Raw genomic sequence first — 24,273 nt, 5'->3', positions numbered from 1 at the left:
GGTGCCTTCGGATTTGAAGGCACCTTTTCTTTATGAAGGAAAGTACAAACTATTGAATGCCTGTTGACTTCAAGTACTCCTGCCACTGCTTGGTGTATTCTGCCTGAATTTTTTCCAATCCTGCTTGTTTAGCCTTCTCCATAAATGTGTTCAATCCAGCTTCTACGTCTGCCACCAAACCTACATTAAGCGGATACAAATATTGCTTTTCCACTTGCTCCAATGCAGCCTTCTCGGCTTGGTACGGAGTCCAATCTTCAGCAAATCCTGTAAAGATATCCGGCTTTTTGATTTTGTCTAGATCTTCAAACATGGTCAGGACATCATCAAAGGTTTTATCATAGAGCATGAATTCCGGATTACGCCAAGCCCAGCCATTCATGCCCTCACGCGGGAAGCCGTTTGTTTGTGCATCTCCCACCATTTTGTAGTATCCATTATCTACCTCGAAGTTTTTGCCTTCAACGCCGTATTCAGTCAACCAGTTATATCGTTTGTCTGTAACCAGTTTCTCATAAAATGCCAAGGCTTTTTCCGGGTTTTTACTGCTACGCGGAATCGCAAATCCGTTGTGGATCGGGTGAACCGGTTGTGCAAACCCTTTTGCATTTGGGTAAGGGAAATAAGCCAGTTTCCAATCTGGATGCGTAGACTGCACCTTGATTACATCTGCATTAAATTTGTTAGGGTTTTCCCCGGACAGAACAACAGCTGCTTTTCCATTTTGCAACAACGAGTTGGATGTATCTTTTACATTCAGTACGTTTTTCGGGAAAAATCCTTTGTCCATCCAACGTTTGTATGTTTTCAAGTCTTCCAGGTGTTGCGCGGATCCCCAGTAGGACGTCACGCTTGATGGTGTGTCATACATAATATCCAGTCCATATGGAAGTTGACCTGCTGTATTAACCAGCTTGGATGTCAATTGACGAATACCATGGGTATGGTTGGCATTGCTATCCGCAATCGGAATCATATTGGGTTCGTTGGCTTTGATGCCCTCCAGATACGCTTCGAGCGTCTCCAAGGATTCCGGTTTTGGAAGATTGTACTTCTCGCGCAAGTCCTCGCGGTACGCAATTCCCTCGGTTACATACTCAATCCAAGTTGATGGAACAGTATAGATTTTGTCATTGATTTTGACCGCATTCCACATGTCATCAGGTACATGAGCTTTCAGTGCTGGCGCTGCTGTAGGCAGCATTTCATCCAGTGGCAGGAACGCGCCCTTCTTGGCATAGGACTGGTAGAATGTCCAATCCGCTGTGAAGATCAGATCGATCGGCTGTCCGGAAGACAGCAGCAGTTTATATTTTTGATCCCAGTCGGTCCATGAGGTGTAGTTGAATTTCACATTGACGTTCAGATCAGCCTCAGCCAACTTATTGATCTCGGATTCAATAACAGGCAGATCTTTTGGAGCATCCCCAAGCATGTAAAATTGAAGCGTGACTTTCTCGCCTTTGTTCCCGGATGTTCCTCCCTGCCCGCTTCCTTGCGTCGATCCCCCCGAACCGTTATTACATGCGGCAAGCACCCCAGCGAACAACATCAGGGCAAGTACCAGAGACAGGTGCCGAATTGTTTTGTTACGCATACGCATCCTCCCTTTTTGTGGTGAACCTTTATATGTTAGCGCAGACTCGCCATGTTTCAGACCGGAAATGATGTCAATGGCCTGACACCCACAGCGTGTTCACGTTCTAACCTTTCACTGCACCAATGGTGAGTCCTTTGACAAAATAACGTTGTACAAACGGATATAGAAACAAAATCGGTCCCGTTACAACGATCGCCATTGCCATCTTGGTTGATTCGGTAGGCACATCCTGACTGAGCGTGATCCCTGTGCCAATCGCCATCTGGTCAATGAATGTAATCGTGTTCATCGTGTTGTAGAGATAAAATTGCAGTTGGTACATATCCGGGTTGTTAATGAAGAGGGATGAGGTAAACCAGTCATTCCAGTAACCGAGTGCCAGGAACAGACCTACGGTGGCGATACCAGGCATCGCCAGTTTCAACACAATGCTGAAATAGATGCGAAAGTCATTCGCTCCATCAATTTTGGCGGACTCAATCAATTCATCCGGCACTGCCGAGCGAATGAAGTTTTTCATCAGGATAATGAGGAATGGCGTCATCAACCCCGGAAAAATAAGCACGGTGTACGTATCTGTGAGATTGAAGTAGTTCGCCAGCATAATGTACCAAGGCACAAGTCCCCCACCAAACAGGGTTGTGAAGTAGATAAAAAACGAGAACGTGTTCCGATATTTAAAATCCTTACGCTGGAGCACAAATCCGGCCATCGTGATGAGGAACAGCCCTAGCGTAGTCCCCACCACCGTTGTAAAAACCGTTACCCCATAAGCCTTGAGTACCTGAGTCGGGAATTTGAACACCATTTTGTAACCTTCCAGGGAAAAGTCCGTTGGAAAGAGGTGATAACCATCCCTCACAATGGACTCGTTGCTGCTGAATGAACCGGATAGAATCAGCAGAAACGGTAGCAAGCACATGATTGATAAAATGATGATGAAGCTGTAGGAAATCAGTTGAAACATAAAAGTGAATTCCGAATCTCTGAGACGAGTATTCGTACGCGTGTGAGTATTCATTGGCGTGTTCATGATCGTTCTCCCTCCTGCCCTGCGGGCGTTCTAGAACAAGGCGTAGTCCTCATTTACTTTGCGAATAATATAGTTGACAGTCATGATCAAAATGAATCCGAATAACGACTGATACAAACCAGCTGCCGTTGCCATCCCGATATCAAACGTTACTTTCAGTGAACGATACACATACGTATCAATAATATCTGTAGCGTTGTACAGCACCCCGTTGTTACCTATCAGTTGATAGAACAGATCAAACTGCCCCTTCATAATGCTGCCGAGCGAGAACAACAACAATATGACAAAGGTTGGCTTCAGCATCGGTACCGTAATGTACCAGATCCGCTGAAATATATTGGCCCCGTCGATTCGGGCAGCTTCATAATACTCGTCACTGATACCCGTTATGGCGGCCAGATAAATGACCATGCTGTATCCAAGATTTTTCCACAGATAAAAGATGATGATCAGGAACACCCAGATCCAGGGTGTGTTATAAATGTCGACCGGGCCTGCCTCAAAACGTTTGAGCACCGTGTTCACAAAACCCGACTCGTAGTTAAACATGTTGTAAGCGATTACACTTAATAGTACAAATGAGATGAAATACGGCAAGAACATGACGGATTGCGTGATTTTTTTGAATAACCTGACCCGGATTTCGCTAAGCATGATCGCACAGAAGATCGCCAGACCGTTTCCTAATATAATGAAGGCGAGATTGTAACCCACGGTATTGGTTGTGAGCTTCAACAGCATTCCGGATTGCCATAGGAACTTAAAGTTCTCCAGACCGACAAATGGACTACCAAATAATCCGCCTTCAAAATCATACCGGGTGAACGCATAATAGATGCCGACCATCGGAAAATACGAGTTAATGAGAAAAAAGATCAGCGTGGGCAACAGCATCAGAAACATGATTTTGTTTTTGTTCAATTCTTTGAGCATGGCTCGATCCCTCCCGAATTTCTTGCGGTGCTGCGTGGTGGAGCTCTCTTTTTATTGTAGATGCTCTCTTCACTCACGAATACTGAAGCTTCCCATCAGAAAATGAACGATTCTGCGAAATGAACTATGAACAAAATGAACGAACCATGAAATGAACAGACATCCACACACATCCGTTCACAAATGTTGATATCGTGCATAGGCTACACCTAGTGAACAATCCAGCGAAAGTTGAACTTTATGTAGAGAAACAGGCAAAATGGCCTGTCCAGCATTGATGTAAACGCATACATAATATATAATTCAAGTTACTCTTGCTCTTCTGCTCATCCATATATGAAGCCTCACTTATGTATATGAAATTCTATGCTGCTCACCCAAAACAGGAGGTTCGAGGGGGAAGAAGAATGCGTAAACGTTCAGAGGACAGTCAGAAGGTCTTCACACGGATTCTGATCGGCATTATTATCAGTACCGTCGCTACCTTACTTGTGGCTTCTACTATTTTGTACGTCAACTATAATCGGATTGCTCTTCGCCAGGTGTATCGTACAGATATGAACAGTCTTACACAAACCAGCCGTGAAGTGGCGAAAATGACCGAGACTGCGAAATCATTGTCATATCAGATCTATCAGGACTACACCATCTCTTCATTACTGCTTTATTCCAAACCAAATATCTATGAGATCACATCGGCGATGGAGCAGCTAGACAACTACCGTATGTCCCTTCCCTTTATCGAATCCATCTATGTATATAACTCCAAAAGTAATGAATTCTTCATCAGTTCCAACGTGCGCAATGGGCAGCAGTCCATCTCGGAGATCGATGATCAGGGGATTACAAGCATCCTCCAACGCTTCCATGACTATAAACCTTTTGTGCCCATCCCGCGTACATATCAGGTCGGGTCTACCGAAGCAACAGAGGTTAACAGCTACACCTATCTCTGTTATGACACGATTAATGATAACGCGAAGCTAAACTATGCTGTCATCGTTAATATCAAGGATGATTGGCTCAGTCCGAATATGAATGCTGTGGATCAACCAGGCAAAACCTTTATCGTGAATGAGAATGGAGACCTTTTATCTGACTTTGGCGACCGTGCATTGATGAAAAATCTCTCCAGCGAAGCTTTTATGAAGCCAATTATGCAGGATACGGAGCAGTCAGCTTACTTTACCGAGAAGGTCGACGGAGAAAAATCTCTCATCACCTATACCGCTCCCGATGACTTGGGTTGGCGTTATGTGAGAATAACACCTTATGATCTGATTACCTCAGATATACGGAGTATGCGCACACATACCGTTCTGTTTTGTGTTGGACTTCTCTTGGCAGGGTTACTGCTCTCTTACCTTGTGTCCCGAAAACTATATCACCCTATTGATAAGGTGCTTGTTCGTTTACGTGTGATGGAAGCAGAGCGACGTGGCAGTCTTCACTTGTTGCGGCAGGATTTTCTGCGGGGGGCGCTGCAGGGCCGTGAAACAGTAACTGGAGGTATGCTGGAAGAACGGATGAAGTTCTACGGCTCCTCCATTGATGTTCACCGTGCATCCAGACTGGTATTGCTGCGTATTGACCATTTTACCGAATTCTGCGAAACGTACCGTGATGAGACCCAGCTTGTAAAATACGCCATGATGAACATATGCACTGAGACAGCCGATCTCCACTACAACGCAGAAGCTGTGGACATGGGCGGTGATCTGATCACACTCATCTTCAATGAAAAAGCGGAAAGCCATGAACTTGAGCAACCTGCTCATAACCGGATCGAAGAGCTGCTACGAATGATGCAGGCAGCTGTAATGACCCATCTGAGATGCTCCATCTCCTGTACGATCGGCACGGAAGAAGATTCATTGGAAGACAGTATTGCATCCTACACCAGATCAGCCGAAGCCTCACTGCATCGTTTGTTCATGGGACCAGGCTGTCTGATCTATACCGCTGACATCATGGCTTATCACACCAAGGAGTACGCATTTCCAGCAGGTAAGGAAAGACAACTTGTCGATCACTTAATGACAGGTAAGACACGAGAAGCAAAACAAGTCTATGCAGATATCGTCGGCGAAACAGCTGCATATCCGTTTACCGTCTTCCAGCTAGCCTTATCCCATCTGACGATGACACTGAACCATGTACGAAATACCCTCAAGAAGAATAATCAACTCACGCTTGATTCAGTCTCGGATGGTCTAATGCTGCCTGTCAAAGACGCGGAAGACATCAGTGAAGTACATGAACACTTCTATCGGATGTTTGATGAGCTTGGTTCCAAAGTTGAGGAGAAACGTACACTTAAGCACGAAGAGTTGATTCGTAAAATCAATGGCATTATTGAGCGGGACTATGCGGACCCCAATCTATGTCTAACTTCTATCGCAGATGAGTTGGGCATGTCGCCCATTTATGTAAGCAGGCTCTACAAGCAGCTCACCCTGAAAGGGCTCACGGACGTGATTAACGAAACCCGCATAGCCAAGGCCCAGCATCTGCTGGTGGAGACAGAAAACTCCGTTGCCGATATTGCCGAGAGAACCGGATTCTCCAACAGTTCATATTTCTATCGCATGTTCAAAAAGTTCAACGGTGTTACACCAAACGATTATCGCCGCAAAGAGTTTCATTCAGAGAACTTTTGAAATCATCCCTGACTTGAGTTTATGGAGTATTGCACATCGATTGTTAATGCAAAAAAAAGAGCGACCTATGAGAATGAATCATTCACCTCATGTGTCGCTCTTCTGTAATGAGTTTAAGTTAAATTTCGATTTATTCCTGTTCCTGATCTTCGCCGGACTCATCAGAAGCTTCACGAACTTTATACTTGTCCAGTCGTGTCTGCTGATACTCACGCAGGGCCTCTTCGCCCACGATCACTTCAACCCGGTGAATGTTCATACCTTTACCCATGAATTTCTGCTCGTACTCCGTCATCACATGTTCTTCATTCAAACCATCACGATGCAGATTCAAAGAAATATTGGTCATTTGCAGGCCGAAGTCGGCAATAGCATTGAGAGAGAAATCAAACAGCGTCTCCGAATCGGTTTTGAAATGAATCTGACCTTTGGGATTAAGCAATTCCGTGTATTTCTTCAGGAAGCGCGGGTGCGTCAACCGACGACGTGCATGCTTTGCTTTTGGCCAAGGGTCACTGAAGTTCAAATAAATGCGCTCCAGTTCTTCCGGTTCAAAAACTTCTTCGATCTGTTCGATATTTGCCAGCGCAAGCTTCAGGTTAGGGGGTGTCTCCACATCAGCCTGACTCCACGCATTACGAGCTTTCTCACTGGCACGACGCACCAGTTCATCATACATATCAATACCGATGAAATTAAATTCCGGATATTTAAAACTCATTTGGCTGATAAATTGACCTTTACCCATACCAAATTCCACGAAGATCGGGTGATCATTGCCAAACAGTTCAGACCATTTTCCTTTATGTTGCTTGGGGTCCAGTACAACAAGATCAACTTGTTGCTCCAGATTTTCTCTTATCCCTTTTCTGCCACGTAAACGCATTTTATTCCTCCGTTTGTCCCATACTTGTCTCAGACTTATTTTGCCGAAGAACTGGCAAATTGTAAAGAGCAATGAAAAGGGAATCTTCGGATCTGCCACTTTGGGCAAATCTCAAAGATTCCCTCTTCGATTTATTTGGAATTGGGGTCCAACTACTTTAGTAGTTCATAGTCTACCTTATCTTGGTGTGAAAAATCAAATGTCTTTTCGAAAGCATCGCGAACTTTTTGTCTTGCAGCCGCTTTCACTTTCGGATTTCCATTAAAACGAACACCTGTTAAAGCCAGTGCTTCTTCTGCTGTCAATTCAACAGACACATGATTCAATTCATTGTTTTTAACTTGGGAATTCATTCATATCACCTCACGGTATAGTATGGTCCATGACGTCAATCTTGATTCAAATGCTATGATGAATAATACCCACTAGATGGTGTCTGACGCTGATTTAAATATAACATAATGTGTAAACTATAGCAAGGAGAAAACCTTGATTTTACGGCCTATTTTTGCGTTTCGATTCCCTTTTTTTTTAGTTTTTTGATACAATGATAAAAGTTCATGAAGACACCTATAATCGCTATCAATCGTCTATGACGGAAATCGCATAGCGCTTCTTCTTTTGTTCACGTATGATTACTGTAATTCGACAGCCAAAGGAGTACCCTGAAGATGAATGCACCTGCATTACAGTCCCCTCTGTTGTGGGGAGATAAACGATTCCATACCTGGAATTATGAGATGCGCGATCAATTTAACAATAAGGTTTTCAAAGTGATGCTGGATGCTGGATTCACCTGTCCCAACCGTGACGGTTCCATTGCCAAAGGTGGTTGCACCTTCTGCAGTGCGCGTGGATCAGGCGATTTTGCTGGCAGCAGACGTGAAGATCTGGTCACCCAATTCAATACAATTCGAGATAAACAGCACCTCAAGTGGCCTACAGCCCATTATATTGGCTACTTCCAAGCCTATACGAACACGTATGCTCCGGTTGAGGAGCTGCGCGAATATTTTGAAGAAATTCTTGAGCAACCCGGTGTTGTTGGTTTGTCCATCGCCACTCGCCCGGACTGTTTGCCAGATGACGTTGTTGATTATTTGGCTGAACTGAACGAGCGCACCTACCTGTGGGTTGAGATGGGGCTTCAAACCATCCATGATTCCACATCAACATTGATCAATCGCGCGCACGACACGAAGTGTTACGAAGAAGCCGTTGAGAAACTGCGCAAACGGAATATACGTGTGTGTACACATATCATATATGGTCTGCCTCAAGAGACACATGAGATGATGCTGGACACTGGACGGGCAGTTGCCAATATGGATGTACAGGGAATCAAGATTCACCTGCTGCATCTGATGCGCAAAACGCCGATGGTGAAGCAATACGAAGCTGGTCTTTTACGTTTTCTGGATCAGGACGAGTATATCAAGCTGATCGTAGATACACTGGAGATGCTTCCACCGGAAATGATCGTACACCGCCTTACAGGCGACGCACCGCGTGATCTGCTGATTGGACCGATGTGGTCCATGAACAAATGGGAAGTTTTGAACTCCATTGATCGTGAGCTGCGAGAGCGGGATTCATGGCAAGGTAAGTATTGGAGGCGAGCATAGATGGGCTTTCTTTCGGTTCTCAGCTGTGCACATCAGTGGATTGCTTCCCGTCTGCAGCCAGGTGATTTAGCCATAGATGCAACGGTTGGTACAGGAGCAGACACACTATTTTTGGCACAACAAGTAGGCAGGCGTGGTCAAGTCATTGGATTCGATATTCAAAGTGAAGCCCTCACGCTGGCACAGGCCCGGATTCGAAAACAAAACGACGAAGCCAAGCTTGGCTCCATCTCCATGCTTCAACTCAGCCATGATCGAATGGTAGAAGCGGTGCCTGAGTCATGGCTTGGTGTGGTTGGTGCAGTAATGTTTAATCTGGGGTACCTGCCTTCAGAAAGTGCAGATTCCTCCATCATCACCGAGACAGACAGCACGATCGCTGCACTTGAGGCTGCACTCGCTTTATTACGCCCTCGCGGCATCATTACGGTTGTGCTCTACCCCGGTCATGACGGAGGGGAACAGGAAGCAGCAGCCGTATTGGAATGGTCCTCTGCCCTGTCGGTGGAACAGGCACAGGTTGTGATGTATCGCCAATTGCAGCGAGAAACTTCTCCTTTTCTGATCGGAATCGAGAAAAAATAATTTCCTTTGTTCACCAAATACAATAAACTAGACACAATCGCAAAACGATCTTTTAACGGCTTCTTCTTACTGCGATCTGTGTTCTACATCTACATATGCAAACGTATTCACTTGTTTGCTCATGGCGACTACATGCCCATGACTGATTAAAGCGATCCACCACTTCATATACTAGAGGAGAGATTACTGATGTCTACGCCATACCCATTACAATTCCAACCTGAATTCAAAGAACGTGTGTGGGGCGGTCGTGCGCTGGAGCAATTCGGCCTTACTCCCCCTGAAGGACATATCGGAGAAGGATGGATGATTGCGGATCATCCAAACGGTACAACCAAGGTATTAAATGGAGCACTTGCTGGCAAGGGTCTGGATGAAGTTCGTGAACAACTGGGCACCGAATGGCTTGGAACCAAAGGCGTTTCCGAAAAAGGCGGCCGTTTCCCCCTTCTGATTAAGCTGCTTGACTGCAACGATGACCTGTCCGTTCAGGTTCATCCAACAGACGAGTATGAGGCACTTCCTCCTGGCGAGCTTGGCAAAACAGAAATGTGGTATGTACTCGACGCAAAACCGGGCGCACATATCATCTATGGCTTGAATGAAGGCGTTGATCGGGCAACATTAAAAGAAGCATTGGAAAACGGCACGGTGATGGATACCCTTCGTCAGGTACCTGTTGAAGCTGGTGATACGTTCTTTATCCCTGCCGGAACAGTACATGCGCTCTGTGCAGGTGTCGTTGTTGCTGAGATTCAGCAAAACTCGGATACGACGTACCGGATATACGATTACAATCGTCCAGGGCTGGATGGAAAACCACGCGAGTTGCATGTTGAAGACTCCTTAAATGTCACCGCCTATGAGGGCGCAGGTGCCTCAACGATGAAAACAAATAACGCTACTCCTGGTGAATGGCTCAAGCTTGCGGAATGCCCTTATTTTGTGGTGGAAAAAGGGATTGTGACTGAACGGTGGGAACTCTCCACCAATCCTGACAGCTTCACGATTCTCGTTGTCTGTGAAGGAGAAGGAACTTTGGAGTGGGCACATGCTGAATCAGACAGTATTGAATTGAAAGCTGGACAATGTTATCTCTTGCCAGCCAATCTGGGTTCTTATACATTAGATGGAAATACCACTGTTCTTCGCTCTTATCTGCCATAAATCAAGCTTATATGTAACCTGTGAAGGAGGAATTACACGAGATGCAGGAATCTACCTTTGCCTTGGTCGCTAGTGAAGGTACCCGTATTCATGTGTACCGCTGGCTTCCCGATCCGGAATGCAACGTTAAAGGTGTAGTGCAAATTGCACATGGCATGGGCGAGACGGCAGCCCGATATGCCGAATTTGCCGACATTCTTACCCAAAATGGCTATGCGGTTTATGCCAATGACCATCGGGGTCATGGCAAAACTGTGGAGAATGCCAAGTTGCTTGGTAATGCTGGTATCGATGCCTTCCGCTGGATGGCGAGTGATATGATCAATCTGGGCGAAGTAGCCGCCAAGGAGAATCCTGGGGTGCCTCTGTTTCTAATGGGACATAGCATGGGCTCATTCTTGGTACAACATCTCATGTACGCTGGTCATGAGCAGTACCATGCCTTTATTTTATCCGGGACAAACGGCAGACGTGGTCTGCTCCGGTTTGGAGAGAAGCTCGCCTTTTTGCAATGCGGCATTCAGGGGGCTACTCATCCCAGCATGTTGCTCAACGCGATTGTATTTGGTGGATTCAACCGCTCTTTCCGCCCTGCGGCGACACCGTTTGATTGGTTGTCCCGGGACTCACAAGAGGTTCAGCGATTCATTGATGATCCCCTGTGTGGAGCAGTCTGTACAGCAGGCTTTTTCCGCGACTTCTTCAAATTGCTGCTTGAAGTCCATCTTCCACACAATATGGAGCGCATACCCAAACACAAACCCGTATACCTGTTCTCAGGTGAGAAGGACCCTGTCGGACTTCATGGCAAAGGCGTTCTTAATCTGGTCTCCCAGTATAAGAAGCTTCAACTGGAGAATATTGAGTATCGCCTGTATCCGGATGGACGCCATGAAATGCTGCATGAGATCAACCGAACAGAAGTGGCTCAGCACGTTGTGAACTGGCTAGAGCGGAATACCCCTGGCTCGAATACACACCCTAGTCCGTTGAACCCTACTGAGACGGCTGACTCTATATAATAGAGTCGGAGGCAACATACCAAGAGCAACAGCAAAAGAAACCCCTGAATCGGATGTGCAGCTCACGCTGCACTCCAGTTCAGGGGTATTCTTGTTAAGCGATATGAATAATAGCTATAAACAAGCTTTATGGATTAACCTTCAATTAACAGGGATTCCGGGTCTTCAAGCAGTTCTTTCACGGTCACAAGGAAACGTACAGCTTCACTACCGTCGATAATCCGGTGATCGTAGGACAACGCGATGTACATCATTGGACGGTTCTCCATCCGCTCTGCATCAATCGCCACTGGACGAAGCTGGATCTTATGCATCCCCAGAATACCCACTTGAGGTGTATTCAGAATTGGCGTAGACAACAAGGAGCCAAATGTTCCACCATTGGTGATGGTGAACGTTCCACCTTGCAGATCAGATAACGCCAGCGTGTTGGAACGAGCTTTGGATGCCAGGTCCGCAATGCTCTTCTCGATCTCGGCAAAGCCCAGACGATCGGCATCACGCACAACCGGTACAACCAGTCCTTCCTTCGCAGATACGGCAATGCCGATATCATAATACTTTTTGAGCACAACATCTTCGCCATCAATCTCTGCGTTAATTGTAGGGAATTTTTTCAAAGCTCCCACAACCGCCTTGGTGAAGAAGGACATGAAGCCCAGGTTGATCTCATGTTTCTCTTTGAACTTGTCCTTACGGCGTTTACGCACATCCATGATCGCAGTCATATCAACTTCATTAAACGTAGTCAACATGGCTGCTGTCTGCTGAGCCTCTACCAGACGTTTGGCAATGGTCGCACGGCGGCGAGACATCCGCTGACGCTCTACTGGTTTGGTATAGGTAGAACTTCCAGCTGCCGGAGCACTTGGTGCTGCTGGAGCTTTACTCGCAGGTGGAGCAGCAGGAGCAGACGCCTGATTGTTATGGCTCTTCACATCATCCTGGTATACCCGTCCAATCGGATCTTTGCTCTGAACCTGATCCAACTCGATACCACGTTCACGTGCAAGCTTACGAGCAGACGGTGAAGCCGTCTTGGCACTATCGGATGACTCCGGTGCTGCCGCAACAGGTGCTGGTGGTGGTGTTGGAGCTTCAGGTGCAGGAGTAACGGCCTTTTTCTCTTCAGCTGCTGGTTCGGAAGCGGGTGCACCGCTTCCTCCTCCAGAACCAGCTGAGAGTGTACCGATCGTTTCACCGATCTCGACCGTCTCTCCTTCCTGACGAATGATCTTCTCCAGCACGCCACTTTCTTCTGCGCTGATCTCAATATTTACTTTATCCGTTTCCAGTTCGAGAAGCACATCACCCTGATTAACGGTATCCCCTTCTTTAACCATCCATCTGGATACAGTTCCCTCAGTTATTGACTCACCCATTGCAGGTACTTTAATTTCACTCACAGCTGTTACCTCCCCAGTGGAATATTATTCTTCGTCGTTTGTTTCAACGCAGATGTAATAATCTGTTGCTGTTCCATACTATGCACAAGCTGATAACCGCTGGAAGGACTTGCGTGTTCCGGGCGACCTTCGTATCTAACGGTTGTGCCTTCCGGGGCAACTTCACGAAGACGAGGCTCCATGTATGTCCAGGCACCCATGTTTTTGTTTTCTTCCTGTACCCATACCAGTTCTTTTACATTGCTGAAACGTGCGAGTATACGTTTGATCTCTTCTGCCGGGAACGGATATAGCTGTTCCACTCGAATGATGTGAAGCCATGACCAATCTGCTTTATCTTTTTCAAAAGCATCTTCCAGGTCAATGGCAATCTTGCCACTGCACAAAATAATGCGCTCTACGCGATCCGGCTGTGTACCCAGTCCAGCTTGCTCCAGCACAAGCTCAAACTTGCCTTCGCTGAATTCGACTGCCGGTGAAGCAACACGCGGATTCCGAATGAGACTTTTCGGTGACATCATCACAAGTGGACGAGCATCTTCGGTTTCAGTCAACGAAGCTTGTCGACGCATTAAGTGGAAGTACTGAGATGCACTCGACAAGTTGGCAACCGTCATGTTGTCTTCTGCACAAAGCTGCAGGAAGCGTTCAAGGCGAGCACTTGTATGCTCAGGTCCCTGACCCTCATTCGCATGTGGAAGCAACATGACCAGACTGGATTTTTGAGACCATTTGGCACGCCCCGCTGATACAAACTGGTCAAAGATAACTTGTGCACAGTTGGCAAAGTCACCGAATTGAGCTTCCCAGATGACCAATGTATCGGGTGAATATACGTTATATCCGTATTCGAATCCAACAACGGATTCTTCAGACAACGGACTGTTATAGATTGCAAAGGATGCTCTTGCCTGTGGCAAGTGATGTAATGGGCAGAACTTTGCTCCATTCTCCGAATCATGCAACACCAGATTCCGATGAGCGAATGTTGCACGCTCTGCATCCTGTCCACTAATCCGAATTGGCTTGCCATCTGCCAGAATGGTTGCAAATGCGAGTGTCTCCGCAAGGCTCCAATCCACTTTTTCCCCTTCGTTCAGGGAAGTGCTCCGGCGTTGCAAAATTCGCTGTAACTTCGGATACACGTTGAAGTTCTCAGGCCATTTCAGCAGATCGGCATTAATGCTGCGCAGATTCTCCAGTGGTACCGCAGTCGGAGTAATCGTAACAGCCTCCGGCTCACTGATTTTCCGTTGGTAATATTCATGTACTTCGTTTTTCTTCATCTGGTCATAAGCTTCTTTTAATTTGTTCGTTACTCCATCGCGAATGCTCGTAATGGACGCATCATCGATAACCGATTCCTGTTTCAACTGATCCTGATACAAGTGACTTACCGTTGGATGGTTTTTCACCTTGTCATACACGATAGGTTGAGTTGTTTCGGGATCATCGGTTTCATTATGGCCGTAACGACGGTAACCAATCAAGTCGATCAGGAAATCCTTTTTGAAACGATTGCGATACTCTGCTGCCATACGAATGGCTGCAATACAAGCCTCCGGATTGTCCGCATTCACGTGTACAATCGGAATTTCGTACCCTTTAGCAAGGTCACTTGCGTAGTACGTTGAACGGGAATCACCGCTATCTGTAGTGAAGCCCAGACGATTGTTGACGATAATATGGATGGTTCCGCCATTCTGATATCCTGGCAGAGCTTTGAAGTTAAGCGTCTCTGCAACGATCCCTTCTCCAGGGAATGCTGCATCACCGTGCATCAAAATGGTAGCTGCCTTCGTCACGTCCTGCTTCGGATATCCTGGGTCACGACGGTCATCCTGAGCCGCACGTGCAAACCCTTGTACAACCGGATTGACGTATTCCAGATGGCTCGGGTTATTCGCCAGAGTAAGACGTGCCTGTACAGTTTCCCCGTCTTTCACAAAACGGTTGGCACCCATATGATATTTGACATCCCCCGTCCAACCGTAGTTGATTCCAGTCGAACCTTCCGATGGAACCAAATCTTTGTTCGGAGCATGATGAAATTCAGAGAAAATTTTGCTGTACGGTTTGCCCAAAACATGAGCCAGTACATTTAACCGTCCACGGTGTGCCATACCCATCAGAATGTGGCTTGATCCGGCTTCTGCCATGATGCGAACAGCTTCATCCAGCATCGGCACAAGCACATCGTTACCTTCGATGGAGAAACGTTTCTGCCCAACAAATGTTTTGTGAAGATAATCTTCAAATTGCTCAACTTCAACCAAACGTTCCAGCAAAGCCTTACGTTCTTTCGGCGTAAGCGGAGCCGGTGATGTCCGGGATTCCGCACGACGATTCAGCCACTCACGCTCTTGAACTTCGTGCACATGACTGAATTCGTAGGCCATGGGTCCAGTGTATATCTGACGCAAACGTTGGATTGCATCCCATCCGGTTGCTGTCTGCCCATCTGCACCTTCCCAGATCAGGGAAGCAGGCAAAGCTTTCAGATCTTCTTCGTTTAATTCAAAATGCTGAGGTTCCAGCAAAGATGTGTCTGTATCTTCACTGATTCCAAGCGGATCTATATCTGCAGCAAGATGACCATAGGTACGGATGTTCCATACCAGTTTACCCGCTGTAACCGCTTTCTGTAATAGTTGAATGTCTACGCTTCCGGAAGCCGATTGGGCGTTGCCGGAATTCAAGTTTGTGCGTGCATCCGTGCCAGACATTGGCGGTGCACCCCATTGTTCAAATAGTTCACGATAAGCTGGTGTAACCGAACCAGGGTCTTGAGTGAATAATTCATATTGTTCCTGTACGTATCCCATATTGGGGCCATAGTAACTTTCCCAGGGCTTCTTGTTGCCTTCCACGATCGTCATCGACGTTCCCTCCGTCTTGATTTAGTCATAAGTTTTTGACGGAAATCATTGACTAAGCCGTAATTTGCGTTCGTTCAACATTTTAAGCGAAATTTTTCATGAAGTCCAATAATCGTGCTGTTGGTGGTAGTAACGTTAGTCCGACGCTCCCGTCAAGGTTTGTCTGCGTTTTCAAAATCAAAGTAAAACAATGATTGTATATACCGTCGCACAGATGTCGAATACTGTCCTGATCCGTTCGAAGGTTACACTTTCTCCTCTTCTTCAAGTGAAGTCCATGTTCTAATATCTATTCTATAAACTTTTACGCTCAGGAGCATTTCCTATTTTTAGTTCAATTGATGCATAAATTAGATGAATCGAATAAATCGATCAATTTGAGCAGAACAACGAACGCTTAATTACAACAAAATAGGCATACGATCTCCCATTTTACCTCCTTAATTGAATTGTGGTCCATTATGTTCAAAAACAAACCGTCAAGTTAAACATTAACCATTTGACGTCACATTCAACAAATAATTGGGGTTTTCTTCAGGAGACCAACTGAAAAAGCTGGCCCAGACATAAATTATCCGAGCAGCTTCTTTGGATTCAGCAAATTTAAGTTAACAATAAAGTTGAGGATGCGCATCAAGATGTACTTTGGTTAATCATATACTCTGCAAACGGCGTTAAGGAAAGATCTCTAACCTGCTCCAGTGTAAACCAGTCCGCGCCCAGCGAATCTTCACCATCGGGTTCTTTTTTGATATGATCCGGCTGACTGGCTGTGGTCAAAACAACATCATACAACATCCCGATATGGTGCAGCTCTTCCGGCTCACCTTGATACACCCATTCCAGTACCGTAGACTCCGCAGAACGAATCATCACTTGTAGATGGGTCAGGCCCGTCTCTTCTTCAATCTCACGATGAAGAGCAGTCTCTGGCTGCTCGCCAAATTCCAGCCTTCCGCCTGGTAAATCCCATTGCCCCTGATATGCTCCGCGAGCCTTATGAATCAACAGGAATTGGTCCTCCCAAGCGACCAAGCCATATACCCCAATATGTGTATGCCGATTCACTTAAGGGCTCTTCCTTTCGTTTTCATCCTCTGTAACAGCATCCAGATCTATGGCCATACGGATCATATCCACACAGCGGATACCATCCTCTATAATCTCTTCCTCATAATGCCTCACAAAGAAGTCACGATCAACCCCGATAATGCGGAAACCGCAACGTTGGTATAACTTCAATTGATGAAAGCTGGAGTTGCCTGTCCCAATCTCTAGAATTCGACATCCCAGTCTACGTGCAGCTTCCATCGCTTCCTTAATCATGTGTTTGCCTACACCTTGACCCTGCAGTTCTTCCTGTACGGCAATATTAACAATCTCCGCAGTCTCCGGACGAGTCTTCAACAATACGAACTCCCCAACCATCTCTCCTTCATACTCGGCAATAAAACAAACACCCCGACTCAGGTACTCATCTACAATTGCTTTTGAAGGATCAGCCATCAATAAAAGTTCGTAGGGTCTCTCTTCTTCCCAGTCCAAAATCCGGAACGACAATTTCATGCCAATCTCCACCTTTTCATCGTACAATATTCATTTACGTCCTGTTTGCAGAAGCCTATGTATGGCAAATCCACAAATATATCATTCTTCATTTCGCCAAACTAGTTTACTCAATCTATTAATCACACACTATTACCCACAGACTAGTCATCTCCTATAAAAATAGTAAACTTCATTATATCATAATATTTGGATATAAATATATAGATATGGATGATACATTATGAGGCATTATTTTATATCCTAACCCAAGCTTAAATGCTCATGAATTAATTTCCATTCCCCATCAAACCCAGCAACAAATACATTCGTGGCCCGACCCTTTCCATAAGCAGGCTCTCCCTGATAAATTCCCTTCCAGTGGTAGATATAAATACAAACGGCCTGCTCTTTGCTAGTCGTAATCCACTTAACATCTTCAGCACTGTACACTTCTTCCTTGACTGTCTCCCAAGCGTTCTCAAAATAAGCCCGAATTTCGTTAGGGGTAGTACAGGACGTTCCCGTAAACCAATATACGGCTTGTGGCGATAACCATTTACTGACTTCATCAAACTGATGTGTATTTGTCGCCGCAATGTATCCTTGCAGGGCATGCTGGTATCCCATGATTTTTCCTCCTTCTGACGTTTTAACTTATCGGGTCCCACTCTGTTCAAGTACCGAATCGCTATACACCATAAATGTCTCTTGCAACGTACGTCCGGATGACTTCTCCCAGATCACGCTCCGCTCAAAAGTGCCTTTTTGGAAAAAACGCAGGAAACGTTCAGCAAACCAATCCTGCATAGGCAGCTCAAAAACCCGCTTCATAGGCACCCATAACAGTTCGCCTTCGGGCGGATCTTGCAATAACTGACCCTCGAATGAAGTCGCCAAATAGTTAAATACCATGTACCGCAATCCTTGTTCGGGATCACAGAACTCATCAAGCCCTTTATACGTAATCTCATTGACCGCTAGCCCCGTCTCCTCCAGAACCTCCCGCACGGCACCATCCACGATACTCTCCGGAAAGTCTACCTTCCCCCCAGGAGCGATGTATCCCGGAAATCCTTTGCGATCCGGCCGATTCATTAGCAACACCTGATCATTCATTTTGTCCCATACCATACACATCGTTAATATCTCAATTCTAGTATCCATATTCGTCCTCCTGCTAACATGCTCTTCTCTGCTGTACACTAACATTTCTGGGAATAACCTGTGTTTTCCTTCTTTATTCCCACTCTGTTTCATTGCAATTTTCACCGGTCTCACAGTATAGTCTATGATGATATATATGCATACGAAAGGCGGACGCCCTGTACACCTGTACATAGAAGCCCGCCTGTTTTGTGATATTCTATGCTGCTCTGTACTCAAGCTTGGAGTTTCCAGTTCTCAGTTCAATTCCGTAATCAACGCCCGGCGTTCCTTCCATTCAGCCCGGCGATAAGCCTGTTGCATACCAAATTTGCGGATACTTGCCTTTGGCACCGATTTATAAGGCAAAACGACCGTAAAGTCCTCATCAAACGGGAAAAAAGACAGGCCTACTTTTTCATTGGATAACCACTCTGCCTGAATTGGTTGTCTGGAACAGGCATCAAACGTACAACTGAGCCCTTCTGCAAAAAAATCATAACGCGCAGCAGGTGTTCCAGGTTCCTCCATACAGAGAAACAAACTGAGCTGATCACAGAAAAGCATGATCTCCACATCACTTTGCAACCTCTGTTTCAGTGCTTCAGCATCACCACCAAGCTGTTTCTCCCAATCCAGCTGACGTTCGTGTTCTTGTTGCAGATAATCTCGGATGTCATCATCATCCTGAGCATTGGCCCCCAGATTTTTCTGAAACAGTTCCGTATACATCAAGCTACACAATAATCCGGCGTAGAGGTTTTTCTGACGAACTTCTTCAATCCCTTTATGGTAGAATACAAAACGCGGACGCAATGGAAAATCACGAAACGAATACGGCGATTGACTGTAATCATTCCAGAATGGAGATGAATCCAGTTCAATCCAGCCACGGTCATGTTCCTTGGCCGCTAGAATCAATTCATCCCGATGCCCAGCATCGGCTAGTAATTCATTTTTCCAGTGGGAAGCCATCTCTCCGGCTACTAATCCATGCTCATGCTGTGCGGTCAAAACAAAATCATGCTCTCTCTCATATACGATCATGTGCTGTCACCCTTCCGCATGGTATACGTTGACTTTAACATAAATTGGGTTAAACTTTCCTATAAGTTGGTTTTCGCTCCATTTTGACGAAAGACATTATGAAATGCACAATGTAAAGGTGTTGTCAGTTTCCTGAAATTTGATACACTAAAGGTTGTGTCCACAATTATATTACATACAGAAAGCGGGATCTCATGAATTTATACTCTCCTTACATCGAGTTTAACCGCAAGGAATGGGCTGAACTTAAAGAACATCAGACCACTCTTCCACTGACGGAAGCCGAATTAGAACAGTTAAAGGGATTGAATGAAGAGGTATCGATTCAAGAAGTCGAAGATATATATTTGCCTCTTACCCACTTTATTGACCTATATGCAAGAGTTTCACGAGAGCTGAATCGACTGACGGCCTCCTTTATGAAAAAAGAAGCTCTCCCCACCCCCTACATCATTGGAATCGGGGGAAGTGTTGCCGTGGGCAAAAGTACAGCGGCCCGCTTGCTACAGGCACTGCTCGCCAGAGGCAAGAACAGCCCGAAGGTTGACCTTGTCACAACCGACGGTTTCTTATATCCCAACGCCGTGCTGCAAGAGAAGGGCATTATGAACCGCAAGGGATTCCCGGAAAGTTATGATATCAAATCCCTGATTCAGTTCATGGGTGATGTGAAATCTGGCAAGCCCGAAGTGAAAGCACCCGTCTACTCTCACCTCGCCTACGATGTCATTCAAGGGGAAGAGAAGCAGATCTGTCAGCCCGATATTCTCATTATTGAAGGTATCAATGTACTTCAGATCAAAAAGGAAACGCCTTTGCTGGTTAGTGATTTCTTCGATTTTTCCATCTACATAGATGCAGAAGAAGAGCATATACGACACTGGTACGTTGAGCGTTTCAAGCTGCTCCGCAATACAGCGTTCCAGAACACGGATTCCTTTTTCCATCAACGATTCGCCAATATCGATGAAGAGGAAACCGTGCGTACGGCCAACCAGATCTGGCAGGATATCAATGCCAAAAACCTGCATGAAAACATTTTGCCAACCAAAGGGCGTGCCAGACTGATTCTGAAAAAGGAAGCCGATCACTCCATTGGACAGATTCAATTGCGCAAACTGTAGACAACACTCGTGCAGTACACTTTGATGTTATATCTAATTACCCTTAAAAGGAGAGAAAAACACATTGCAAACCCTGATTATACTCGGCAGTATTATGATGTTCCTGGCTGTTGCATTGGGTGCTTTTGGTGCACACGCGCTCAAGCGCAAACTATCCGCTGACATGATCAAAATCTATGAAACCGGTGTTCAATATCACCTCATCCATGGACTTGGCATCATCCTGATCGGACTGCTGGCAGACCGTCTTGAATCCTCTTCACTCGTCATGCTTGCCGGATGGCTGATGTTCGCCGGGATCATCCTGTTCTCCGGCAGCCTGTACACTTTAAGTGTAACGGGGGTTCGCAAATTGGGAGCCATTACCCCACTTGGCGGAGTCGCATTTTTGGCTGGATGGGTTATGATCATGATTGCCGCATTGTAAATATGCCCCGTGGATAAACGAAAAGAGTGTTCTGGCTGATGTAATATCGCTGGAGCACTCTTTTGCTGTTTAATCTGTCCAGATTCTGCGAATGGTGGATAGCCCTGCATCTGGCCGTTGTCGCTCCAGCACATACACATCCGGGTTAGACAGTTTGGTCCACTCTTCATAACCAAAGGATGGTTCATACTCACGAATAAGCAGTGATAACAAGTTCCCATGTGTAACCACGGCCCCGTGCTGTTCCGGTCTGCTCCACAACTCTTCCAGTAGTGCCAGCCCCCTTGCAGCCGCGTTTCTCGAAGATTCCCCGCCTTCTTCCACCCAATCCACATCATCGTATGTACGTTTCAGTACATCCATCCAGTTTGGCAGATCAAGAGAGCTAAGTATCCTCTCCTGGAGACGTTCATCCGTATGTATATGTTGCAGCATTGCTATGCCCAGTGGCATAGCCGTCTGAACGGCCCTTTTCCATGGACTGGAGACAATATACGTTATGGAATGATGAGCCAGGATATCTGCAAGTTTTTCAGCCTGCCTGATCCCTTCATCTGTAAGCTCTGCATGGGGTTCTTGCCCTGTGGCCTTGGCGTGACGGATAAGATAAATGGACTGCATAGCTATCACCTCCTATGGTGTAACCTACTTGGAGTTCATCTCAAGATATTGAAGTGCACTGTACATCTTCTCCTGCTCTTCCGGTCGGCCTGATGAACTGAGGAAAGTGACCTGTTCCCCTGTTCTGTCTCCATGTTGAGCCACCAGTCCAAGCCGCTGCTTCAGATGGTTCACCGTACCTGTACTGCCATCAATAATCTGTATATGATCGGGCAGAACCGTGCGCAGAATGGACGTATAGTAAGGATAATGCGTGCAACCAAGCACCACTGTGCCATACATATGAAGATCGAGATCTGCCAGCTTGAACCGGAAATAATCAGCGATTTTGCCCGGATCAAAATCCAGCTGTTCACACCACTCCACTAGTTCCGGCAGCGCAATGGAATCCACACTGTGGTGATCATCAACACGCGATACCAGTTCGTTATACTTGGTTTGGCCCAAGGTGAGGGCCGTGGCAAATACAAGCACTCTCTTACCACTATCACGATTCATCTCCACGGCTGGTTTCACCGCAGGCTCCATGCCAATGATCGGGATATCGTACTTGGCGCGCAGATCCTTCACAGCCAGACTTGTTGCTGTATTACAAGCAATCACGATTGCCTGGACATCCTCCTGAACGATGGCTTCCACACAATCAAAAATATGTCCTCTAACCTCATCCGCAGACTTGGTTCCATACGGGACATGTAAAGTATCCGCATAATACAGAAATTTTTCTTCCGGAAACTGTTGTAATGCCTGATGCAAAACGGTCAAACCACCGATGCCTGAATCAAAAAAAGCAATTTTTTTAGTCAAGGATTTCACCTCTATAATGTATTCTTTCGGGTTCCAAGAACCTCTCAATGCTGCTCATGCTGACTGGAGGTGAGGTTTGTACTTCCGGCTCATCACACACTATGGATGATGAACCATTATTCTATGTTCATTTTATACTGCCTGAGCCAGTCCTTGCCACTATGCCACCCCTCTACGGGGTTATGCTCTCCAAGCAGTTCATTACTGGCCTGAGCCATGATCCATTCCTTGAGACCGTTATCCGGACTGGATTCGAGCTGCTGTAACAGGAGAAACAGTCCCGCCTCACCCGTACTCAGGATGTCCTCGTAAGCCTCCCGGTTACCAGCAATATAATCATTGGGATTACTGCTGGTCAGGAGGACAGGGTCGCTAACCATCTGCTGCAACTTGCTTTCAATGGTTGCTGATAATGCTTGGTCTTCTGTCCGAGTCGAACATGCTACTACCATCAATGCTGTGCATACGGATAACAAACCCAGAATCAGTCTTCTGCGATTCACTGTAACACTCCTTTCAACAACGAGTTAACGCAATATGCAGCTTTCATGCTCAAGCCCTCGGCCAACTACAGAACAAGTTCCCATTGTTCTTCGGTAAGCTCCTGACCAGACAACTTCTGCTTGCGGACTTCCTTCACTTCAAAGCCCACAGATTGATATAATCTACGCGCGCCGATCAAAGACTCATTGGTCCACAGGATCACGGATGTGTAGCCTTTTTCTTTTGCAAAAAGAACTGCCTGTTCGATAAGCTTCCTGCCCCATCCTGCACCACGTGCTTCCGGTTCGATCAGAAACCAGCGCAGTTGAGCCGTATTTTCATTCACCTGAGTAAGACCTATGGAGCCGGAAGCTGACTGATTCAACTCAACGATCCACAACATCTCCCTCAAGTGATTACCCGTCAGTCCAAACGAATTCACCGCATTCGTGATAAATTCAGCAAAGCTATGATCATAATTATACTCGTTTCGATAGATTCGGATATGCGCTTCAATGACATACTGCAGATCCTTTTGTACGAAAGTGCGGATCATCAGACATCACAGCCTTTCCTCAACTCCACAGTTGTGATACTGAAATCCACACCGAACTGAATTAATCCCAGTTTATGGGCAACTTGCTGTGAAGCGAGATTATCCCAAGATGTACTATAGATTGGCATGCGTCCACGCTCCTTGACATAATACTGCCAGCATTTTACCGTCTCTGCTGCATATCCATGTCCTCTATAACCGGGTGCCGTATATAGACTCGCTTCCGCCCCATAATCGGAGAGCCTTGCAGAGCAGCACACTGCCACAGCAGATTCACCAATAACATAAGCGGCAACAGGCCATTTTTCATGCAAGTGATCTGTTAATTCAGGGAAATGCTCTGCCAGCAAATAACGCTGCTCCTCACCAATCAACTGAACCTTCTGATTCCACTCGTGAGATAACTCAGGAAAAGCATAGGCAGGTCCCATCCACACACGGTTAACTGGCTCAAAGGTTTCCACCTTGCGAATCAGTTTTGGAATATCCAACGGAAGCTCGAAATCCTTACCCAACTCATTCATTAGATCCGGCGGTAACTGCTCATGATAATAGATCAGTGAACCGGCAGAAGTCATGCCAATAAAAATGGCTGGAGCCTGCCCACCACCCGGCTCGTTAATGCTTAATAGACGCTGCTGCTCATTGATTGTATACAACGTGCTCACCTGTATTTTCAACATTTCCATAGACGACAGGTTGGATTTTGGAACCATAA

At 46.1% G+C, this 24,273-nt stretch carries 24 protein-coding genes; 7 read left to right on the top strand and 17 right to left on the bottom strand.

The annotated features are described in order from the left end of the window. Positions 1 to 49 precede the first annotated feature (49 nt). The 3 genes from QNO02_RS08595 to QNO02_RS08585 form a co-directional block, all read right to left on the bottom strand. Positions 50 to 1,603, bottom strand: a complete 1,554-nt coding sequence (locus QNO02_RS08595; protein WP_371129048.1) for an ABC transporter substrate-binding protein — start codon at positions 1,601 to 1,603, stop codon at positions 50 to 52. Positions 1,604 to 1,703: 100 nt separating this feature from the next. Beyond that, positions 1,704 to 2,567, bottom strand: coding sequence for a carbohydrate ABC transporter permease (locus tag QNO02_RS08590; protein WP_370511436.1), 864 nt, complete (start codon positions 2,565 to 2,567; stop codon positions 1,704 to 1,706). Positions 2,568 to 2,663: 96 nt separating this feature from the next. Further along, a complete protein-coding gene (locus QNO02_RS08585) occupies positions 2,664 to 3,569 on the bottom strand; it encodes an ABC transporter permease (RefSeq protein ID WP_289391828.1) in 906 nt (301 codons plus the stop codon). A 407-nt stretch (positions 3,570 to 3,976) separates the two neighbouring features. Here QNO02_RS08585 and QNO02_RS08580 point away from each other — a divergent pair, with 407 nt between their 5' ends. Next, positions 3,977 to 6,229: an AraC family transcriptional regulator gene (locus QNO02_RS08580; RefSeq protein ID WP_249911284.1), complete on the top strand. Its 2,253-nt coding sequence runs from the start codon at positions 3,977 to 3,979 to the stop codon at positions 6,227 to 6,229. A 130-nt stretch (positions 6,230 to 6,359) separates the two neighbouring features. On the opposite strand, the gene trmB is transcribed toward QNO02_RS08580, so the two are convergent. Together trmB and QNO02_RS08570 are read right to left on the bottom strand one after the other, a co-directional pair. Beyond that, positions 6,360 to 7,115 carry a tRNA (guanosine(46)-N7)-methyltransferase TrmB gene (gene trmB / locus QNO02_RS08575; protein ID WP_091032872.1) on the bottom strand — a complete coding sequence of 252 codons (756 nt, stop codon included), beginning with the start codon at positions 7,113 to 7,115 and terminating at the stop codon, positions 6,360 to 6,362. A gap of 152 nt (positions 7,116 to 7,267) precedes the next feature. Continuing rightward, positions 7,268 to 7,468, bottom strand: a complete 201-nt coding sequence (locus QNO02_RS08570) for a hypothetical protein (protein ID WP_036610190.1) — start codon at positions 7,466 to 7,468, stop codon at positions 7,268 to 7,270. Between the two features lie 318 nt (positions 7,469 to 7,786). Here QNO02_RS08570 and mnmL point away from each other — a divergent pair, with 318 nt between their 5' ends. The 4 genes from mnmL (at position 7,787) to QNO02_RS08550 (ending at position 11,514) form a co-directional block, all read left to right on the top strand. Further along, entirely contained in the window at positions 7,787 to 8,740 is a 954-nt protein-coding gene (gene mnmL, locus QNO02_RS08565) for a tRNA modification radical SAM protein MnmL/YtqA (RefSeq protein WP_036610193.1), read from the top strand. Continuing rightward, positions 8,741 to 9,325 carry a tRNA 5-(aminomethyl)-2-thiouridylate-methyltransferase MnmM gene (mnmM, locus tag QNO02_RS08560; RefSeq protein WP_289391827.1) on the top strand — a complete coding sequence of 195 codons (585 nt, stop codon included), beginning with the start codon at positions 8,741 to 8,743 and terminating at the stop codon, positions 9,323 to 9,325. A gap of 189 nt (positions 9,326 to 9,514) precedes the next feature. Then, positions 9,515 to 10,492 carry a type I phosphomannose isomerase catalytic subunit gene (locus QNO02_RS08555; protein ID WP_289391826.1) on the top strand — a complete coding sequence of 326 codons (978 nt, stop codon included), beginning with the start codon at positions 9,515 to 9,517 and terminating at the stop codon, positions 10,490 to 10,492. A 41-nt stretch (positions 10,493 to 10,533) separates the two neighbouring features. Continuing rightward, positions 10,534 to 11,514, top strand: a complete 981-nt coding sequence (locus tag QNO02_RS08550) for an alpha/beta fold hydrolase (protein ID WP_289391825.1) — start codon at positions 10,534 to 10,536, stop codon at positions 11,512 to 11,514. Between the two features lie 134 nt (positions 11,515 to 11,648). Here QNO02_RS08550 and odhB read toward each other — a convergent pair whose 3' ends face one another. The 7 genes from odhB to QNO02_RS08515 form a co-directional block, all read right to left on the bottom strand. Then, complete coding sequence (gene odhB, locus QNO02_RS08545) at positions 11,649 to 12,920, bottom strand: 2-oxoglutarate dehydrogenase complex dihydrolipoyllysine-residue succinyltransferase (protein WP_289391824.1); 1,272 nt, start codon at positions 12,918 to 12,920, stop codon at positions 11,649 to 11,651. 5 nt (positions 12,921 to 12,925) lie between these two features. Continuing rightward, a complete protein-coding gene (locus QNO02_RS08540) occupies positions 12,926 to 15,799 on the bottom strand; it encodes a 2-oxoglutarate dehydrogenase E1 component (protein WP_289391823.1) in 2,874 nt (957 codons plus the stop codon). Between the two features lie 633 nt (positions 15,800 to 16,432). Continuing rightward, the gene (locus tag QNO02_RS08535; RefSeq protein WP_133384113.1) at positions 16,433 to 16,867 is read right to left on the bottom strand and encodes an NUDIX domain-containing protein; all 435 of its coding nucleotides are present in this window, start codon (positions 16,865 to 16,867) and stop codon (positions 16,433 to 16,435) included. Further along, positions 16,868 to 17,365 carry a GNAT family N-acetyltransferase gene (locus QNO02_RS08530; protein WP_036610208.1) on the bottom strand — a complete coding sequence of 166 codons (498 nt, stop codon included), beginning with the start codon at positions 17,363 to 17,365 and terminating at the stop codon, positions 16,868 to 16,870. A gap of 243 nt (positions 17,366 to 17,608) precedes the next feature. After that, positions 17,609 to 17,974: a YybH family protein gene (locus tag QNO02_RS08525; RefSeq protein WP_289391822.1), complete on the bottom strand. Its 366-nt coding sequence runs from the start codon at positions 17,972 to 17,974 to the stop codon at positions 17,609 to 17,611. A 27-nt stretch (positions 17,975 to 18,001) separates the two neighbouring features. After that, complete coding sequence (locus tag QNO02_RS08520) at positions 18,002 to 18,511, bottom strand: 8-oxo-dGTP diphosphatase (protein WP_289391821.1); 510 nt, start codon at positions 18,509 to 18,511, stop codon at positions 18,002 to 18,004. Between the two features lie 237 nt (positions 18,512 to 18,748). Further along, positions 18,749 to 19,537, bottom strand: coding sequence for a DUF3891 family protein (locus QNO02_RS08515; protein ID WP_289391820.1), 789 nt, complete (start codon positions 19,535 to 19,537; stop codon positions 18,749 to 18,751). Between the two features lie 194 nt (positions 19,538 to 19,731). On the opposite strand from QNO02_RS08515, the gene coaA reads away from it, so the two are divergent. Both coaA and QNO02_RS08505 read left to right on the top strand, forming a co-directional pair. Continuing rightward, positions 19,732 to 20,661, top strand: a complete 930-nt coding sequence (gene coaA, locus QNO02_RS08510; RefSeq protein ID WP_062833405.1) for a type I pantothenate kinase — start codon at positions 19,732 to 19,734, stop codon at positions 20,659 to 20,661. 64 nt (positions 20,662 to 20,725) lie between these two features. Next, positions 20,726 to 21,088: a DUF423 domain-containing protein gene (locus tag QNO02_RS08505; protein WP_017689687.1), complete on the top strand. Its 363-nt coding sequence runs from the start codon at positions 20,726 to 20,728 to the stop codon at positions 21,086 to 21,088. Between the two features lie 69 nt (positions 21,089 to 21,157). On the opposite strand, the gene QNO02_RS08500 is transcribed toward QNO02_RS08505, so the two are convergent. From QNO02_RS08500 to QNO02_RS08480, 5 genes are all read right to left on the bottom strand, one after another. After that, positions 21,158 to 21,709, bottom strand: a complete 552-nt coding sequence (locus QNO02_RS08500) for a histidine phosphatase family protein (protein ID WP_091032896.1) — start codon at positions 21,707 to 21,709, stop codon at positions 21,158 to 21,160. A gap of 24 nt (positions 21,710 to 21,733) precedes the next feature. After that, positions 21,734 to 22,516 (bottom strand): glutamate racemase, encoded by a 783-nt coding sequence (gene murI / locus QNO02_RS08495; protein ID WP_289391819.1) that lies wholly within the window; start codon positions 22,514 to 22,516, stop codon positions 21,734 to 21,736. A gap of 116 nt (positions 22,517 to 22,632) precedes the next feature. Then, complete coding sequence (locus QNO02_RS08490; protein ID WP_289391818.1) at positions 22,633 to 23,019, bottom strand: hypothetical protein; 387 nt, start codon at positions 23,017 to 23,019, stop codon at positions 22,633 to 22,635. Between the two features lie 65 nt (positions 23,020 to 23,084). Then, positions 23,085 to 23,555 (bottom strand): GNAT family N-acetyltransferase, encoded by a 471-nt coding sequence (locus tag QNO02_RS08485; RefSeq protein WP_249911292.1) that lies wholly within the window; start codon positions 23,553 to 23,555, stop codon positions 23,085 to 23,087. After that, a complete protein-coding gene (locus tag QNO02_RS08480; protein WP_249911293.1) occupies positions 23,555 to 24,214 on the bottom strand; it encodes a GNAT family N-acetyltransferase in 660 nt (219 codons plus the stop codon). The genes QNO02_RS08485 and QNO02_RS08480 overlap by 1 nt, the downstream gene beginning before the upstream one ends. Between the last annotated feature and the right edge of the window lie 59 nt (positions 24,215 to 24,273).

Origin of the sequence: Paenibacillus sp. PK1-4R (assembly GCF_030369595.1) — a bacterium.
GTDB lineage: Bacteria > Bacillota > Bacilli > Paenibacillales > Paenibacillaceae > Paenibacillus.
This window is presented reverse-complemented; position numbering and strand designations above follow the sequence as displayed.

Bases quoted from the DNA above. Each gene is read 5' to 3' on its own strand.
- QNO02_RS08595 (WP_371129048.1), bottom strand. From the start codon at position 1,603: ATGCGTATGCGTAACAAAACAATTCGGCACCTGTCTCTGGTACTTGCC.
- QNO02_RS08590 (WP_370511436.1), bottom strand. From the start codon at position 2,567: ATGTTTCAACTGATTTCCTACAGCTTCATCATCATTTTATCAATCATG.
- QNO02_RS08585 (WP_289391828.1), bottom strand. From the start codon at position 3,569: ATGCTCAAAGAATTGAACAAAAACAAAATCATGTTTCTGATGCTGTTG.
- QNO02_RS08580 (WP_249911284.1), top strand. From the start codon at position 3,977: ATGCGTAAACGTTCAGAGGACAGTCAGAAGGTCTTCACACGGATTCTG.
- trmB (WP_091032872.1), bottom strand. From the start codon at position 7,115: ATGCGTTTACGTGGCAGAAAAGGGATAAGAGAAAATCTGGAGCAACAA.
- QNO02_RS08570 (WP_036610190.1), bottom strand. From the start codon at position 7,468: ATGAATTCCCAAGTTAAAAACAATGAATTGAATCATGTGTCTGTTGAA.
- mnmL (WP_036610193.1), top strand. From the start codon at position 7,787: ATGAATGCACCTGCATTACAGTCCCCTCTGTTGTGGGGAGATAAACGA.
- mnmM (WP_289391827.1), top strand. From the start codon at position 8,741: ATGGGCTTTCTTTCGGTTCTCAGCTGTGCACATCAGTGGATTGCTTCC.
- QNO02_RS08555 (WP_289391826.1), top strand. From the start codon at position 9,515: ATGTCTACGCCATACCCATTACAATTCCAACCTGAATTCAAAGAACGT.
- QNO02_RS08550 (WP_289391825.1), top strand. From the start codon at position 10,534: ATGCAGGAATCTACCTTTGCCTTGGTCGCTAGTGAAGGTACCCGTATT.
- QNO02_RS08540 (WP_289391823.1), bottom strand. From the start codon at position 15,799: ATGACGATCGTGGAAGGCAACAAGAAGCCCTGGGAAAGTTACTATGGC.
- QNO02_RS08530 (WP_036610208.1), bottom strand. From the start codon at position 17,365: ATGAAATTGTCGTTCCGGATTTTGGACTGGGAAGAAGAGAGACCCTAC.
- QNO02_RS08525 (WP_289391822.1), bottom strand. From the start codon at position 17,974: ATGGGATACCAGCATGCCCTGCAAGGATACATTGCGGCGACAAATACA.
- QNO02_RS08520 (WP_289391821.1), bottom strand. From the start codon at position 18,511: ATGGATACTAGAATTGAGATATTAACGATGTGTATGGTATGGGACAAA.
- QNO02_RS08515 (WP_289391820.1), bottom strand. From the start codon at position 19,537: ATGATCGTATATGAGAGAGAGCATGATTTTGTTTTGACCGCACAGCAT.
- coaA (WP_062833405.1), top strand. From the start codon at position 19,732: ATGAATTTATACTCTCCTTACATCGAGTTTAACCGCAAGGAATGGGCT.
- QNO02_RS08500 (WP_091032896.1), bottom strand. From the start codon at position 21,709: ATGCAGTCCATTTATCTTATCCGTCACGCCAAGGCCACAGGGCAAGAA.
- QNO02_RS08485 (WP_249911292.1), bottom strand. From the start codon at position 23,555: ATGATCCGCACTTTCGTACAAAAGGATCTGCAGTATGTCATTGAAGCG.